The 14880-nt window shown below is 74.0% G+C and carries 15 protein-coding genes; 11 read left to right on the top strand and 4 right to left on the bottom strand.

Annotated features, from left to right (window positions below; all coding sequences use genetic code 11):
* Positions 1-86: 86 nt before the first annotated feature.
* Together GA0074696_RS09545 and GA0074696_RS09550 are read right to left on the bottom strand one after the other, a co-directional pair.
* Positions 87-1196 carry a glycosyltransferase gene (locus tag GA0074696_RS09545; RefSeq protein WP_231925313.1) on the bottom strand — a complete coding sequence of 370 codons (1110 nt, stop codon included), beginning with the start codon at positions 1194-1196 and terminating at the stop codon, positions 87-89.
* Entirely contained in the window at positions 1193-1933 is a 741-nt protein-coding gene (locus GA0074696_RS09550; RefSeq protein ID WP_088960755.1) for a class I SAM-dependent DNA methyltransferase, read from the bottom strand. Before GA0074696_RS09550 ends, GA0074696_RS09545 begins: the two co-directional genes overlap by 4 nt.
* A 134-nt stretch (positions 1934-2067) precedes the next feature.
* On the opposite strand from GA0074696_RS09550, the gene GA0074696_RS09555 reads away from it, so the two are divergent.
* The 5 genes from GA0074696_RS09555 (at position 2068) to GA0074696_RS09575 (ending at position 7375) form a co-directional block, all read left to right on the top strand.
* Entirely contained in the window at positions 2068-2709 is a 642-nt protein-coding gene (locus GA0074696_RS09555) for an SRPBCC family protein (RefSeq protein ID WP_088960756.1), read from the top strand.
* Positions 2706-3884, top strand: coding sequence for a zinc-dependent alcohol dehydrogenase (locus tag GA0074696_RS09560; RefSeq protein ID WP_088960757.1), 1179 nt, complete (start codon positions 2706-2708; stop codon positions 3882-3884). The genes GA0074696_RS09555 and GA0074696_RS09560 overlap by 4 nt, the downstream gene beginning before the upstream one ends.
* Before the next feature lie 64 nt (positions 3885-3948).
* Positions 3949-4479 carry an HPP family protein gene (locus GA0074696_RS09565; protein ID WP_088960758.1) on the top strand — a complete coding sequence of 177 codons (531 nt, stop codon included), beginning with the start codon at positions 3949-3951 and terminating at the stop codon, positions 4477-4479.
* A gap of 3 nt (positions 4480-4482) precedes the next feature.
* Positions 4483-6915 carry a molybdopterin oxidoreductase family protein gene (locus tag GA0074696_RS09570; protein WP_088960759.1) on the top strand — a complete coding sequence of 811 codons (2433 nt, stop codon included), beginning with the start codon at positions 4483-4485 and terminating at the stop codon, positions 6913-6915.
* A gap of 1 nt (position 6916) precedes the next feature.
* A complete protein-coding gene (locus GA0074696_RS09575; RefSeq protein ID WP_088960760.1) occupies positions 6917-7375 on the top strand; it encodes a hypothetical protein in 459 nt (152 codons plus the stop codon).
* A gap of 9 nt (positions 7376-7384) precedes the next feature.
* Here GA0074696_RS09575 and GA0074696_RS09580 read toward each other — a convergent pair whose 3' ends face one another.
* Entirely contained in the window at positions 7385-8632 is a 1248-nt protein-coding gene (locus GA0074696_RS09580; protein WP_088960761.1) for a cytochrome P450, read from the bottom strand.
* A 220-nt stretch (positions 8633-8852) separates the two neighbouring features.
* On the opposite strand from GA0074696_RS09580, the gene GA0074696_RS09585 reads away from it, so the two are divergent.
* A complete protein-coding gene (locus GA0074696_RS09585) occupies positions 8853-9254 on the top strand; it encodes a hypothetical protein (protein WP_172894237.1) in 402 nt (133 codons plus the stop codon).
* Positions 9255-9347: 93 nt separating this feature from the next.
* On the opposite strand, the gene GA0074696_RS09590 is transcribed toward GA0074696_RS09585, so the two are convergent.
* Entirely contained in the window at positions 9348-9566 is a 219-nt protein-coding gene (locus GA0074696_RS09590) for a DUF397 domain-containing protein (protein ID WP_088960762.1), read from the bottom strand.
* Positions 9567-9632: 66 nt separating this feature from the next.
* Between GA0074696_RS09590 and pepN the strand changes: the two genes are divergently transcribed.
* The 5 genes from pepN to GA0074696_RS09615 all read left to right on the top strand — a co-directional run bounded on the left by pepN (position 9633) and on the right by GA0074696_RS09615 (position 14879).
* Entirely contained in the window at positions 9633-12149 is a 2517-nt protein-coding gene (pepN, locus tag GA0074696_RS09595) for an aminopeptidase N (RefSeq protein WP_088960763.1), read from the top strand.
* A 71-nt stretch (positions 12150-12220) separates the two neighbouring features.
* Complete coding sequence (gene nadD / locus GA0074696_RS09600; protein WP_088960764.1) at positions 12221-12817, top strand: nicotinate-nucleotide adenylyltransferase; 597 nt, start codon at positions 12221-12223, stop codon at positions 12815-12817.
* Between the two features lie 110 nt (positions 12818-12927).
* Positions 12928-13338: a ribosome silencing factor gene (gene rsfS, locus GA0074696_RS09605; protein ID WP_088960765.1), complete on the top strand. Its 411-nt coding sequence runs from the start codon at positions 12928-12930 to the stop codon at positions 13336-13338.
* On the top strand, positions 13335-13982 hold the full coding sequence (locus GA0074696_RS09610) for a histidine phosphatase family protein (RefSeq protein ID WP_088960766.1): 648 nt from the start codon (positions 13335-13337) through the stop codon (positions 13980-13982). The genes rsfS and GA0074696_RS09610 overlap by 4 nt, the downstream gene beginning before the upstream one ends.
* A gap of 48 nt (positions 13983-14030) precedes the next feature.
* On the top strand, positions 14031-14879 hold the full coding sequence (locus GA0074696_RS09615; RefSeq protein ID WP_088960767.1) for a DegV family protein: 849 nt from the start codon (positions 14031-14033) through the stop codon (positions 14877-14879).
* The last annotated feature ends 1 nt before the right edge of the window (position 14880 follow it).

Raw genomic sequence — 14880 nt, forward strand, 5'->3', positions numbered from 1 at the left:
GCGGCCACTCCCGGCTTCCGCCGGGGCGTGGCCGCGAGCTTTGTGACGTCCGAACCCGCTCCGCGTGTCCGCGCGGGCGCCGGGGATCAGCGCGCGGTGAGGCGGCGGCGGAGGGTGTGTTCGAAGTGGGCGGCGCGGCGTACCCGGCCATCGGCGTAGCGGACGCCGCCGCGCAGGACCCGCCGGGCCAGGGCGAGCCAGGCACAGGTGCCGCGTTCCAGCAGCCACAGCGGGGCGGCCAGCGCGGTGCTCGGCGGGAAGACCGCGGCGCCACCGGCCCGCCGTCGGCCCCGCTCGGCCAGGGCGACCGTCGCGGCGCCCGCCACGAGCAGCGCACCGGGCCGTCGAGCGGCCAGCGCGACCAGCACGCCGGGCAGCACCGCCAGCGAGGTCAGCAGCCGCACCGGCTGGGCCAGGTCGTCGTACGCCTGGCGGACCCGCTGGCCCCGGAAGTGCGCCGCGGTCGGTGGCAGCCGGCGTACGTAGAGCCCGGCCGGCGCCGCCTCGGTCCCGCCGTACGCCCGCACCGTGCGGATCAGCTCCAGGTTCTCGAAGAGCACGTCCGGGTCGTAGCCCCCCATGGCGTGGAAGGTGCTCCGGCGCACCGCCAGGGTGCCCGGGTAGTCGGCGCCGAGCGCCCGGTTGAGCAGGGTCCGACCGGAGTCCCACCAGGCGTGCCAGGGCAGCGGGTCGAAGTAGTTCTGCGGCCGGACCAGGTCGGCGGTGTCGAGCAGCCGGTGCACGGCGCGCAGCCCCGGCTCGTCGTACCGGACGTCGTCGTCGGCGATCACCACGTGCTCGTGCCGGGCCATCGCGACGCCGGTGAGCACGCCGCGGACCTTGCCGTTGACTCCGCGTACCGCCGGGTCGGGGGTGACGTGCCGGAGGATGCCGCGCCACGCGGCGGCGTGCCGGGCGAAGACCTCCGGCGGGGAGCCGTCCACCACGGTCACGTCGACCAGTGCGGCGATCGACCGCAGGTACCCGGTCAGCTCGGCCAGGCCGGCGTCGTCGGACCAGCGCAGCGGCAGGACGTACTCGACGGGGAGCCGATCGGGGCGGACGCCGCGCTGCGGCGCGCGGACCGCCGGCGGGTCCGCCGGGTGGGGCGGGACCGGACCGGCGGCACCGGCCGACGGCTCGGCGGCGGCCACCGTCGCGCTGGGGACCGGCCGGCGCCGGACCGGGGCCCTCACGCCGACTCCGGGCACCGGTACACGGACACGTGCTCCCGGCTGTCGTCGGTGAACGGGCCGCCGGACCAGTCGACCCACCGGTGTTCCCGGCTCATCCCCGCCAGTCGGGCCATCAGGTCGAGCTCGGCCGGCCAGGCGTAGCGGTGGTTGGCGGGCAACAGCCGCACCCCGTCGTTGCCGAGTCGGATCTTGGTGGTGATCATCCGCTGCTCGGCCGGGTGCAACCGGGCCGCCTCCAGCAGCACCGCGTCCTGCGCGACGTGCACCGGGCGCAGCGCCGTGCCGCCCCGGAACGCGCCCGGGTCGGGCACCCACGCCTCCACCACGAACCGGCCGCCGGGCCGCAGGTGCGCGGCGGCGTTGCGGAAGCAGGCGACCTGGGCGTCCTGGTCGGGCAGCGCGAAGATCGTGTTGAACGCGAGCAGCACCAGGGCGAACTGGCCGGGAACCCGGGTACGGGTGAAGTCGCCGATGGACACCTCGATCCGCTCGCCGCCCGGCTTGGCCCGCAGCCGGGCCGCCATCTCCGCCGACCCCTCGATGCCGGCGACGGTGAGCCCCCGGTCGCGCAGCGGCAGGGCCAGCCGGCCGGTGCCGATGCCGAACTCGCAGACCGGGCCGCCGTCGGCGAGCGCCGCCAGGCGGTCCACGGCCGCGTCGGGACAGAGGTGGGCGAACGCCAGGTCGTAGACGTCCGCGGGAATGTGCCGGCCGTACTCGCTCGCGTCGAAGGGCAACGCTGCCTCCCGGAAAAGGTGTTCCGGACGGCATGCCCGGAACCCGACGGATCAAACGGGGCGTTTCGACGCGTTCAGGTCGGGTAGCGCACCGGGATGCGGGCGCCACCGGGCGCTCGGGCGGAGGAGACGTGATGACCAGCAACGGAACGAGGTGGGCGCTGCTCGGGGCCACCACGGCGACCGCCGTCGGGGTCGGCCGGCTGGTGGCCCGGCGGCGCCGCCGGCACCAGCCGGACCGGCAGGGCGGCTGGTACGTGGTGCGCCGGGGGATCACCGTGGACCGGCCGATGGACGCCGTCATCGGCTTCTGGACCGACCGGGAACGGCTGGACCGGGCCCTGGCCGAGTGGGCCACCCTCGAACAGCTCGACGAGAACCGGTGGCACTGCGTCGCCCGCGACCCCGCCGGTGGTGGCACCGAGTGGCGGGCCGAGATCGCCGTCGACGGTCCGGGCCGGCTCAGCTGGCGGGTCACCGACGGCCCGGTGCCGCAGCAGGGTCACGTGGACCTGACCCCCGCGCCGCAGGACCGGGGCACCGAGATTCGGGCCGAGCTGCGCTACCGCGCCGGCGGCCCGCTGGGCCGGCTGCTGGGCCTGGCCCGGGGCGACGAACCCGACCTGGCGCTGCGCGACGCGCTGCGGCGGATCAAGTCGCTGATCGAGGCCGGCCAGGTGATCGACACCCGGCACGACCCCTCCGGGCGCAGCGCCGCGCAGGAGGCGGCGACCGACCAGGTCCGCGAGCGGCTGACGACGGGAGGACGGGCGTGAGGGCGCTGTGCTGGGAAGGGGTCGGCAAGCTGGCGGTCCGGGACGTGCCCGAGCCACGCGTCCGCGCCGAGGGGGACATCATCGTCAAGGTCCGGGCCAGCAGCGTCTGCGGCTCCGACCTGCACCTGATCAACGGCTTCCTGCCGGCCATGCGGGAGGGCGACATCCTCGGCCACGAGTTCATGGGCGAGGTGGTGGAGACCGGGCCGGGCGTGCGCCGGCTGCGCGTCGGCGACCGGGTGGTGGTCGGCTCGGTGGTGGCCTGCGGCGGCTGCTGGTACTGCCGCACCGAGCAGTTCTCGCTCTGCGACAACTCCAACCCGCAGCCGGTGGTGCCGGAGAAGCTGTGGGGCCACTCGCCGGCCGGCATCCTCGGCTACTCGCACGCCGCCGGCGGCTACGCCGGCAGCCACGCCGAGTACATCCGGGTGCCGTTCGGTGACATCGGCGCGTTCAAGGTCCCCGACGGGGTGCCCGACGACGCCGTGGTCTTCGCCTCCGACGCCCTGCCCACCGGCTGGATGGCGGCCGACTTCTGCAATCTCGCCGGCGGCGAGGTGGTGGCGGTCTGGGGCGCCGGCGGGGTGGGCCAGATGGCCGCCCGCGCCGCCCAGTTGCTCGGCGCCGGGCGGGTCATCGTCATCGACCGGCTGCCGGAGCGGCTCGCCACGGCCGCCGACCGGCTCGGGGTGGAGACGATCAACTACGCCGAGACCGACGTGCTGGAGGCGCTGCGGGAGATGACCGCCGGCCGGGGCCCGGACGCCTGCATCGAGGCGGTCGGCATGGAGGCGCACGACGTCGGCCCGGCGTACGCCTACGACAAGGCCAAGCAGAGCGCCCGGCTGAGCACCGACCGGCCCACCTCCGTCCGCCAGGCGATCATGGCCTGCCGCAAGGGCGGCACGGTGAGCATCGTCGGCGTCTACGGCGGGCTGGTCGACAAGTTCCCCCTCGGCGCGGCGATGAACAAGGCCCTCGTGCTGCGGATGGGGCAGATGCACGCCCAGCGCTACATCCCGATGCTGCTGGACCGCCTCGCCGCCGGCGAGATCGACCCCGGCTACCTGGCCACCCACCCGATGTCGCTGGAGGAGGGCGTGCGCGGCTACGAGATCTTCCAGAAGAAGCAGGACGCCTGCCTGCGCAGCGTCCTGCACCCGGCGGCGGTCTGAGTCGGTTTCGGTTCACCGGGGCGTGCATCGATTCGAATGTCCGCGGCAGGGTACAGGTGCCCACATGCCTGCCGAGATCGATGAGACGCCGTCCCGGCCCGCCGCGCGAGCCTTCGTCGGTAGCGCGGTCGCCCTGGTGGTGGCCGGTACGGTCGCGCTGCTGACCCGGCAGCCGTGGCTCTTCCCGAGCCTCTGGCCGGCGATCATGCTGCACGTCGAGCAGCCCCGCAAGCCCGAGTCGTCGCCCCGCAACACCCTGATCGGGCACCTCGTGGCCCTGCTCGCCGGGTACGTCATGCTCGTGGTCACCGGCCTGACCGACCACCCGCCGGCGCTGCAGGAGGGGGTGTCCGGGGCGCGGATCGTCGCCGCCGCCGGCTCGCTCGCCCTCACCGCCGGGGTGCTGGTGCTGTTGCGGGCGGCGCATCCGCCGGCGGGCGCCACCACCCTGATCGTGAGCCTGGGCCTGCTGCGCACCCCGACCCAGCTGGTCATCGCATTCGCCGCCGTGGTCCTGGTCACCGTGGTGGACCTGCTGTTCAACCGGTCCACCGGCCGGCAGATGCCGCTGTGGTCCGCACCGAAGGAGGGATGAGCGATGGTGGACCGGATCGCCGACCCGTGGGGGCCGCGCACGCCGTACGGGCCGGGACAGCCGTGGCCGGTGCGGGTCGACAGCTTCCTGAGCGACGGGCACACCGAGGCGGACGTGCAGCGCTGGGTGCCGACGGCGTCCATCCTGCACTCCAACGGCGACGCGATGGACATCGCCGTGCATGATGGCCGGATCGTCGGGGTCCGGGGCCGGGCCGGGGACCGGATCAACCACGGCCGGCTCGATCCCAAGGACCTGTACGGCTGGCAGGCCAACCACAGTCCGGACCGGCTGCGCCGTCCCCTGGTCCGCGAGGGTGACCGGCTGGTCGAAACCGACTGGGACACGGCGATGGGGCGGATCGTGGCCCGCTCGAAGGAGCTGCTGGACGGGCCGGGCGGCTGGGGCCACTTCGGCTTCTACACCAGCGGGCAGCTCTTCCTGGAGGAGTACTACACGCTCGGGGTGATCGGGAAGGCCGGCATCGGCACCCCGCACATGGACGGCAACACCCGGCTCTGCACCGCCACCGCCGCCGCCGCGATGAAGGCGAGCTTCGGCACCGACGGGCAGCCCGGCTCGTACACGGACGTGGACCACTGTGACGCGATCGCGCTCTGGGGGCACAACGTCGCGGAGACCCAGACGGTGCTGTGGATGCGGATGCTGGACCGCCGGCGCGGGCCGAACCCGCCGGCGATGCTCGCGGTCGACCCGCGCGCCACCCCGGTGGCCCGGGAGGCCGACGTGCACCTGGCGTTGCGCAACGGCACCAACATGGCGCTGCTCAACGGCCTGCTCCGCGAGCTGATCCATCGGGGCTGGTACGACGAGGAGTACGTCCGGGCGCACACGATCGGCTTCGAGGAGCTGTGCCGGGTGGTCGAGGACTACCCGGTGCCGACGGTCGCCGAGATCTGCGACCTGCCGGCGCGCGACATCGAGCGGGCCGCCGAGCTGCTCGGGCACTCGTCCCGGCTGCTCTCCACCGTGCTCCAGGGTTTCTACCAGTCCAACCAGGCCACCGCGGCGGCCTGTCAGGTGAACAACCTGCACCTGATCCGGGGCATGATCGGCCGGCCGGGGGCGGGGCTCTACCAGATGAACGGCCAGCCGACCGCGCAGAACAACCGGGAGTGCGGCGCCGACGGCGACCTGCCCGGCCTGCGCAACTGGGCGAACGAGGAGCACGTGGCCGAGCTGGCCCGGCTGTGGAACGTCGAGGTCGACACCATCCCGCACTGGGCGCCGCCGACGCACGCCATGCAGATCTTCCGGTACGCCGAGCAGGGCTCGATCAAGCTGCTCTGGGTCTCGGCCACCAACCCGGCGGTCAGCCTGCCCGACCTGGCCCGGATCCGCCGGATCCTGGCGAAGCCGGAGCTGTTCCTGGTGGTCCAGGACCTCTTCCGCACCGAGACCGCCGAGCTGGCCGACGTGGTGCTTCCCGCCGCCACCTGGGGTGAGAAGACCGGCACCTTCACCAGCGTGGACCGGACCGTGCACATCTCCGAGAAGGCGGTCGAACCGCCCGGCGAGGCCCGCGCCGACCTGGACATCTTCCTCGACTACGCCCGGCGGATGGATTTCCGGAACTCGGCTGGCGACCCGCTGATCCCCTGGACCGGGCCGGAGGAGGTGTTCGAGGCGTGGAAGGAGTGCTCGCGCGGCCGGCCCTGCGACTACACCGCGATCACCTACGAGCGGCTGCGCGCCGGCGGCATCCAGTGGCCGTGCACGGACGAGCACCCGGACGGCACCGAACGGCTCTACACCGACGGGGTGTTCAACACCGACCCGGACTACTGCGAGACGTACGGCCACGACCTGGTCACCGGGGCGGAGCTGCTGCCGGACGAGTACCGCGCCAAGCAGCCCGGCGGGCGGGCGTTCCTGCACGCGGTGCCGTACCAGCCGTCGCCCGAGGTGCCCAGCGACGAGTACCCGCTGCTGCTCACCACCGGCCGGACCGTCTACCAGTTCCACACCCGTACCAAGACCGGCCGGGCGCCGCAGCTGGTGCACGCCGCGCCGGAGACCTGGGTCGAGCTGAGCGCGGCCGACGCGGACCGGCTCGGCGTGGCCGAGGGCGACCTGGTCCGGGTCGAGTCGCCGCGCGGGGCCGTCCGGGGCCGGGCCCGGATCTGCGGGGTACGCCCCGGCGTGGTCTTCGTCCCCTTCCACTACGGCTACTGGGACGCGCCGGACGCCGACGGCCACACCCGGGCGGCGAACGAGCTGACGATCACCGCCTGGGATCCGGTCTCCAAGCAGCCGATCTTCAAGGTGGCCGCCGTGCGGGTGGTCCGCGAGGCGGACTCCGGCGGCCGGCCCTCACCCGCGCCCACGGTCGGTGGCCCGGCCCCGGTGGCGGGCGCCGACGTCCCGGCCACGGTCGGCGGACCGGCGGCCGAAGCACACTCGGAGGTGGCGTGAGATGCATCTGGCGCACTATCTCGGCCTGCTGCACAAGGCCCAGTGCCGGCTCGGCGACGCCTTCGAGGAGGTCGGCGCGGCACACCGCGATGAGCCGGACGTCTTCCACAGCTGTCAGAAGCTGGCCACCCAGTGCCGCGGGCACGCGGAGCGGCTGGTGCCGTTCGCCCGCCGGTACGCCGAGGACGCCCCCGCCGAACCGGACCGACTGCACTCCGAGCTCTTCACCGGCACCCGCACCGGCGGCATCGGGCTGCTGCGCGACCTCCAGGACCTCTACCTGATGGCCGCGGAGTGCGACATCAGCTGGACCGTGGTCGGCCAGGCCGCGTACGGGGCCCGGGACGAGGAGCTGCTGGCGGTGGTGCGCGCCTGCGAGGGGGAAACCGCGAACCAGCTCAAGTGGCTGCGGACCCGGATGAAGCAGGCCGCTCCGCAGGCCCTGGTGGTCGCCGACTGACCGCCCGGCTCAGTCGGTGCGGCGCACGTCGTCGATGACGAAGCCGCTGGGCGGCAGGGTCGGCATCCGGCCCAGGTTCAGCGCCAGGTTCTGCGGTGGCACCTCGTACCGCATGGCGGTGGTCAGCTGGGTGACCGCGCGCTTCATCAGCTCGATGGTGACCCACTCGCCGGCGCAGCGGTGCCCGCCCAGGTGCTCGCCGCCGCCCTGCGGCACGAAGCCGTACGGGTCGTCACGCCAGCCGGCGAAGCGCTCTGGCCGGAACCGTTCCGGCTCCGGCCAGAGGTCGGGGTGGTGGTTGGTGCCGTACAGGTCGAGCAGCACCCGCCGGCCGCGCGGGAAGTGGTGCCCCTGCCAGTCGAAGGAGCGCCGGACCCGGGCGGCGGCAATTGGGAAGAACGGGTAGTAGCGGCGGACCTCCTGCACGAAGCACTCGGTGGCCTCGTCGCCGGCCCGGACCCGCTCCCGCCAGGCCGGGTGGTCGTGCAGGGCCAGGGCGGCGAAGACCACGTAGCGGTCGATGGCGACGGTGGGGCGCAGCACGTTGAGCAGCTCCACCGCGGCGATCCGGCGGGGCAGCAGCCGGCCCTGGGCGTCCCGGTGCTCGGCGATCGCCCGCAGCGCGCTGCCCTCGGGCGCGGGCAGCGTGCCGACCCGGGCCCGATCCACCACGTCGCCGGCCCACCGTTCGCCCCGGCGGCGGCCGAGCAGCCCGCGCCAGTGCCGGGGGCCGAGCGCCGCCGGCCCGTCGATCATCGCGTGCAGCTGGTCGGTGCGCCGGACCACCTCGCTGCTGGCCAGCGGGACACCCGCCCAGGCGCAGATCGCCCGGGTCAGCATCCGGCCGACCTCGTCGTAGAGGACCACCGGGCCGGACCGCTCCCAGACCGGGATGCGGGTGGTCCACTCGTCGGCGAAGAGCTGCCCGAGCTGCCGCACCGCGTTCGGTGTCATGATCGACAGAAACATGCCCTTGCGGTCGGTGTGCGTTGGCCCGTCCAGCCCCTGCACGCCACCCCGGCCGGTCAGCGTCCGCTGGCCCCGCAGGGGCATCGCGCCCTGGCGCTGGAACCGCTCCGAGTCGTAGAAGAGCACCGCCGCCGGCCGGCCGCGCAGGCAGATCGTCGGTTCCAGCAGCAGTCGGGTCTGGAAGATGTCGCTGCCGTAGCGGTCGCAGCGGGAGCCGATGTACCGGTATCCCTCGCGCAGGAACGCCAGGGTGCCCTCCGGGCTGCGGTCGACGGGAGTGGTGACCATCGGACTCTCCTGACGCGGGTGACGGCGGCCGGCCGCACTGGTCGACCGAATGGCGTTACCCAGGTCGGGGCCACTGAATCCCACCCGGACCGGGGCACCTCCGGGGTGTGGGCCAGTTGACGAGCCGTCCGCTGGCCCCTCCCAGGGCGCCGGAAACCTGGTTTCCTCGTCACCGGGCCGGCCAACGGGCGTACGGCCGGCGTGACGACGGGGAGGGCCGATGCGGGACAACAGGCCGCCGTACTGGCGGCAGCGGCGGGTGGTCGAGGCGTTCGGGAGCGGCCGGTCCGGCGGAGCCGACGGTTCACCGCTGATCACCGCCGCCCGGCGGGCGCCCCGGCCGCCCCGGCGCTTCACCGCCCACCTCGGCTTCGAGGCGGACGGGCCGGAGCAGGCCCGCGACCTCGCCGTCGCGTACGCCGAGGCGTTGAGCCTGCTCCGCCCGGAGCTGGTGCTCGGCGCGGCGGCCCTCTCACCGGCCGACGCCTGGCACCGGGCCGAGCGGCTCTTCTGCGGCGCGCCGGGGCCCGACGGCGAGCGCTGCGCCGACGTGGCCGGCCATCCCGGCTTCCACCACGCCGCCGGCCCCGGTGGCCTCGGCTGGGGCGAGGGCGACGGATGAGGCGCGGCGGCCCGGCGACCGGCGGTGTCCCGCTGGCGGACGACACCGCCGGGCCGCCGACCAGGCGCGTCCCGGTCCCGCGGTGTGCGCCGCTCAGTCCAGGTCGAACTCGCCGTCCTGCGCGCCCGCGACGAAGGCGTCCCACTCGGCCTGGGTGAAGACCAGCACCGGTCCGTCCGGCTCGGCGGAGTTGCGCATGCCGATCAGGTCGTCGACGAAGGCCACCTCGACCGCGCTGTCGGAGGTGTCGGCCTCGGCTCGCTGCCAGACCGCCCGGGACAGGTCGAAATCGCCCTTGGGGTGCTGACCCATTGTTCGTCCTCCATCACCACACGTCATGGGGAGCCCGTCCGGTTCCCCGTCGGGCAGGATAAGCGGATGCCGAGCCTGACCCGTGTAGAGGCCACCGCGCGTCGCGCGCTGATCACCGTCGAGTCCTACGAGGTGGACCTCGACCTGACCGGCGGCGGCGAGCGGTTCCGCTCCACCGCCACCATCCGGTTCCGGGCCACCCCCGGGGCCGACACCTTCGTCGAGGTCAAACCCGCCCGACTGCTCGGGGCGCGCCTCAACGACCGCGACCTCGACCCGGACGCGCTGGCCGACAACCGGCTGCCGCTGACCGGGCTGACCGGGGAGAACACGCTGACGGTCACCGCCGAGATGGCGTACTCGAACACCGGCGAGGGGATGCACCGCTTCGTCGACCCGGCCGACGGCGAGACCTACCTCTACGCGATGTCCTTCCTGGACGACGTGCAGCGGCTCTTCGCCGCCTTCGACCAGCCCGACCTGAAGGCGCCGGTGACCCTGTCGGTCACCGCGCCGCCGGAGTGGACGGTCGCCGCCAACGGGCAGCTCGCCGCCAACCCCCGGCCGGGGCGTTGGGAGTTCGCGCCGACCGCGCCGCTGGCCACGTACTTCGTCTCGCTGATCGCCGGCCCCTGGCACGTGCGCCGGGCCGAGCACGACGGCATCCCCCTCGGTGTCTACTGCCGGCGCTCCCTGGCCGAGCACCTGGACGCCGACATCGACGAGATCCTGACCGTCACCCGGCAGTGCTTCGACCGCTTCCACCAGCTCTTCGCCGAGCGCTACCCGTTCGCCAAGTACGACCAGGCGTTCGTGCCGGAGTTCAACGCCGGCGCGATGGAGAACCCGGGTCTGGTCACCCTCCGGGACGACTACGTCTTCCGGTCGGCGGTCACCGACACCCAGCGCGAGCTGCGGGCCACCACCATCGCGCACGAGATGGCGCACATGTGGTTCGGCGACCTGGTGACCATGCGGTGGTGGGACGACCTGTGGCTGAACGAGTCGTTCGCGGAGTACCTGGGCACCCGGGTGACCGCCGAGGCGACCCGCTTCGACCAGGCCTGGACGACCTTCGCGATGCGCCGCAAGGCCTGGGGATACACCGCCGACCAGCGTCCCTCCACCCACCCGGTGGCTCCGGAGGAGGTCCGCGACGCCGCCCAGGGCCTGCTCAACTTCGACGGCATCTCGTACGCCAAGGGCGCCAGCGTGCTGCGGCAGCTGGTCGCCTGGCTGGGCGACGAGGCCTTCCTGGCCGGCCTGAACGCCCACTTCGCCGCGCACCGGTTCGGCAACGCCACCCTGGCCGACCTGCTGGCCAGCCTCAGCTCGGCCAGCGGCCGGGACCTCACCGACTGGGCGGAGCGCTGGCTGCGCCGCCCCCAGGTCAACACGCTGCGGATGGACACGGCGGTGGACGCCGACGGCCGCTGGGTCGACGCCGCCCTGGTGCAGACCGCCCCGGACGCCCACCCCGTGCTGCGCCCGCACCGGGTCGGCGTGGGCCGGTACGCCCCCGACGGCACGGTGCGCCGCCTCGAGGTGGACCTCGACCCGGACACCGACAAGGGCCGCACCGAGCTGACCGCGCTGATCGGCGAGCCGGCCACCGGCCTGCTGCTGCCCAACGACGGCGACCTGACCTTCGCCAAGATCCGCCTCGACGCCGCCTCCGCCGACGCGGTGCCGATGGTGCTGCCGGGGCTGGCCGACCCGCTGGCCCGGGCGCTGCTCTGGGGTGAGGCGCTGGACGCCGCCCGGGACGGCGAGCGCCCGGTCGCCGCCGTGGTCGCGCTGATCGCGGCGGCGCTGCCCGCCGAGACCGAGGTGATCATCGCCGAGGACGTGCTCACGCTGAGCCGTGGCCTGATCGACCGCTACCTCGACCCGCTGGCCCGGGACGCCGCGCTGCTGCGGGTCGCCGGGGCGTGCGCCGCGCTGCTCGCCGGGGCGCCGGCCGGCGGCTCGTTGCAGCTCGCCGCCGCGCGGGGCCTGATCGCCGCCAGCACCGACGCCGGGCTGCTCGCCGGCTGGCTGGCCGGGGACGGGGTGCCGGAAGGGTTGGCGGTGGACACCGACCTGCGCTGGGCGCTGCTGCTGCGGCTGGTGGTGCTGGGTGCGGCGGGCGAGCCGGAGATCGCCGCGCAGGCGGCCGCCGACCGCAGCGCCACCGGGGCGGAACGGGCCGCGTGCTGCCGGGCGGCGCTGCCGGACGCCGAGGCCAAGCGGGTCGCCTGGGAGATCGTGATCAGCAGCACCGAACTGTCCAACCGGCTGGTCGAGGCGACCGCCGAGGGCTTCTGGCAGCCCGAGCAGGTTGAGCTGACCGCGCCGTACGTCGAGCGGTACTTCGCCGACATGCCGGCGGCCGCGCGGCTGCGTACCGCCTGGACGGCCGACCGGGTGACCACCCTGGCGTTCCCCCGGTACGCCGTGGCGCAGCCCACCCGGGAGCTGGCCGCGGCGCTGCTGGCCCGCGACGACCTGACGCCGGGCCTGCGCCGCTGGGTCACCGACCTGGACGACGACCTGCGCCGCGCGCTGGTGGCGCGGACGGCGGTGGCCGCCGCGTCGGCCTGAGGCGGGCCGGACGTTGGGACGGTCCGGCGGCCCCGACGGGCCGCCGGACGTCCCCGGCCTACGATCGTCGGGTGGAGGAAGACATCCGGCGGATCGGGATCATGGGCGGCACCTTCGACCCGATCCACCACGGGCACCTGGTGGCGGCGAGCGAGGTGGCCGACCGGTTCGGCCTGGACGAGGTGGTCTTCGTCCCGACCGGTCAGCCGTGGCAGAAGGCGGACGAGCCGGTCAGCCCCGCCGAGGACCGCTACCTGATGACGGTGATCGCCACCGCCTCCAACCCCCGCTTCCAGGTCAGCCGGGTGGACATCGACCGCAGTGGCCCCACCTACACCGTCGACACCCTGCGCGACCTGCACGCCGAGTACGGCCCGAAGGTGCAGCTCTACTTCATCACCGGCGCGGACGCGCTGGACAAGATCCTCTCCTGGAAGGACCTGGACGAGATCTTCGAGCTGGCCCACTTCATCGGTGTGACCCGCCCCGGGTTCGAGCTCACCGACAAGCACCTGCCCGCCGACACGGTGAGCCTGGTGCAGGTCCCGGCGATGGCGATCTCCTCCACCGACTGCCGCGAGCGGGTGGCCCGGGGGGAGCCGGTCTGGTACCTGCTGCCCGACGGTGTGGTGCAGTACATCGCGAAACGCCGGCTCTACCAGCGGTGACTGCATCTGGTATGTGAGGTTCTGTCCGGATAATCGACCAGAACTGACAAGTCGTCGTGCCCCCGGGTATGAGACGCTTGGAGGGTCGTACGGTTGATCGAAGGAGAACGGTGACAGTTTCCGAACGCGCTCACGAGCTGGCGATGGCCGCCGCCCAGGCCGCGGCCGACAAGAAGGCGCAGGACATCGTCATCATCGACGTGGGCGACCAACTCGCCATCACCGACGCGTTCGTCCTCGCCGCGGCCCCCAACGAGCGTCAGGTGCTGGCCATCGTCGACGCCATCGAGGAGCGGCTGCTCGAGCTGCCGGAGAAGGCCAAGCCGGTGCGCCGCGAGGGCGAGCGGGGCGGCCGCTGGGTGCTGCTCGACTACGTCGACATCGTCGTGCACGTGCAGCACACCGAGGAGCGCGAGTTCTACGCCCTCGACCGGCTCTGGAAGGACTGCCCCCAGATCCCGTTCGTGGATCGGGACCTGGTCGAGGCGGACGCCTCCGCCGGCACCTCCACCGCGGAATGACCCGCCTGATCATCTGGCGGCACGGCAACACCGACTGGAACGCCGCCAGCCGGGTCCAGGGGCAGACCGACGTGGCGCTGAACGACCTGGGCCGCGAGCAGGCCCGCACGGCGGCGCCGCTGCTCGCGGCCCTGCGTCCGGACGCCATCGTCGCCTCCGACCTCAGCCGGGCCGCGGACACCGCCGCCGCCCTCGCGGCGGTCACCGGCCTTCCGGTACGCACCGACGTCCGGCTGCGCGAGCGGTACTTCGGCCGCTGGCAGGGGCTGGCGCTGACCGAGGTCGCCGAGCGGTTCCCCGACGAGTACGCCCGCTGGCGGGCCGGCGACCCGGACCCGGGCGCGGAGATCGAGACCCTCGACGACCTGGGCAAGCGGGTCGGTGCAGCCTTCCAGGACGCCGCCGATCTCGTCCCCGGTGGCACCGTCGTGGTCGCCACCCACGGGGGCGGGGCCCGGCAGGGCTGTGGCTACCTGCTCGGCTGGGACCACGCGGTCCTGCGGACCGTGGGCTCCCTGCAGAACTGCCACTGGACCGAGCTGCGGTACGACGACGGCGTGAAGCGGCGTACGGTCCCGGGCTGGCACCTGCGGGCCCACAATGTCGGTCTGATCACCCGGCCGGCGCCCGGCGAGCCGGTCTGAGTCCTCCGGCCCGGGCACGCGGCCGCGACATCGGCTAGCGTGCCGGGCATGCCCGTCGCGGTCGTCACCGACTCCACCGCCTACCTCCCGCCCGAGCTGGTGCGGGCGCACCGGCTCACCGTGGTGCCCCTGACCGTCGTGCTCAACGGCGCGGAGGGGCTGGAGGGGATCGAGACCTTCCCCGCCGACGCCACCCGGGTGCTCGGCGGCCGGCGGGTCTCGGTCAGCACTTCCCGCCCGGCCCCGGAGCAGTTCGCGCGGACGTACCGGGAACTGCTCGACGGCGGCGCGGACGCCGTGCTGTCGGTGCACCTGTCGGCGGAACTCTCCGGCACCGTCGAGGCGGCCCGGCTGGCCGCCGCTGAGCTGGGCGACCGGGTCGAGGTGGTCGACAGCCGCTCCACCGGCATGGGCCTGGGCTTCCCGGTGCTCGCCGCCGCCACGGCCGCCGCGGCCGGTGCCGACCTTCCCGGGGTACGGCAGGCCGCCCTGGACACCGTCGACCGCACCACCATCTACTTCTACGTCGACACGCTGGAGTTCCTCCGCCGCGGCGGTCGGATCAACGCGGCCGAGGCGCTGCTCGGCACCGCCCTCTCGGTCAAGCCGATCATGCACATGCCGGACGGCGCGATCGTGGTCCGGGACAAGGTGCGCACCGCCAGCCGAGGCGTGGCCCGCCTGGTCGACCTGGCCGTCGAGGCGGCCGGCGACGCCGACGTGGACCTCGGTGTGCACCACCTCGCCGCGCCGCAGCGAGCCGAACAGCTCCTCGATGCGCTCACCGAGCGGCTCGGCGACCGGCTACACGACACGTACGTCTCCGAGGCCGGCGCGGTGGTCGCCGCCCACGCCGGGCCGGGCCTGGCCAGCGTGGTCGTGCACCGCCGGCCCTGAT

Source organism: Micromonospora purpureochromogenes (assembly GCF_900091515.1).
Taxonomy (GTDB): domain Bacteria; phylum Actinomycetota; class Actinomycetes; order Mycobacteriales; family Micromonosporaceae; genus Micromonospora; species Micromonospora purpureochromogenes.

Coding starts and splice junctions, on each gene's coding strand:
- GA0074696_RS09555 (WP_088960756.1), top strand. CDS start 2,068: ATGACCAGCAACGGAACGAGGTGGGCGCTGCTCGGGGCCACCACGGCG.
- GA0074696_RS09565 (WP_088960758.1), top strand. CDS start 3,949: ATGCCTGCCGAGATCGATGAGACGCCGTCCCGGCCCGCCGCGCGAGCC.
- GA0074696_RS09570 (WP_088960759.1), top strand. CDS start 4,483: ATGGTGGACCGGATCGCCGACCCGTGGGGGCCGCGCACGCCGTACGGG.
- GA0074696_RS09575 (WP_088960760.1), top strand. CDS start 6,917: ATGCATCTGGCGCACTATCTCGGCCTGCTGCACAAGGCCCAGTGCCGG.
- GA0074696_RS09580 (WP_088960761.1), bottom strand. CDS start 8,632: ATGGTCACCACTCCCGTCGACCGCAGCCCGGAGGGCACCCTGGCGTTC.
- GA0074696_RS09585 (WP_172894237.1), top strand. CDS start 8,853: ATGCGGGACAACAGGCCGCCGTACTGGCGGCAGCGGCGGGTGGTCGAG.
- GA0074696_RS09590 (WP_088960762.1), bottom strand. CDS start 9,566: ATGGGTCAGCACCCCAAGGGCGATTTCGACCTGTCCCGGGCGGTCTGG.
- pepN (WP_088960763.1), top strand. CDS start 9,633: ATGCCGAGCCTGACCCGTGTAGAGGCCACCGCGCGTCGCGCGCTGATC.
- GA0074696_RS09610 (WP_088960766.1), top strand. CDS start 13,335: ATGACCCGCCTGATCATCTGGCGGCACGGCAACACCGACTGGAACGCC.
- GA0074696_RS09615 (WP_088960767.1), top strand. CDS start 14,031: ATGCCCGTCGCGGTCGTCACCGACTCCACCGCCTACCTCCCGCCCGAG.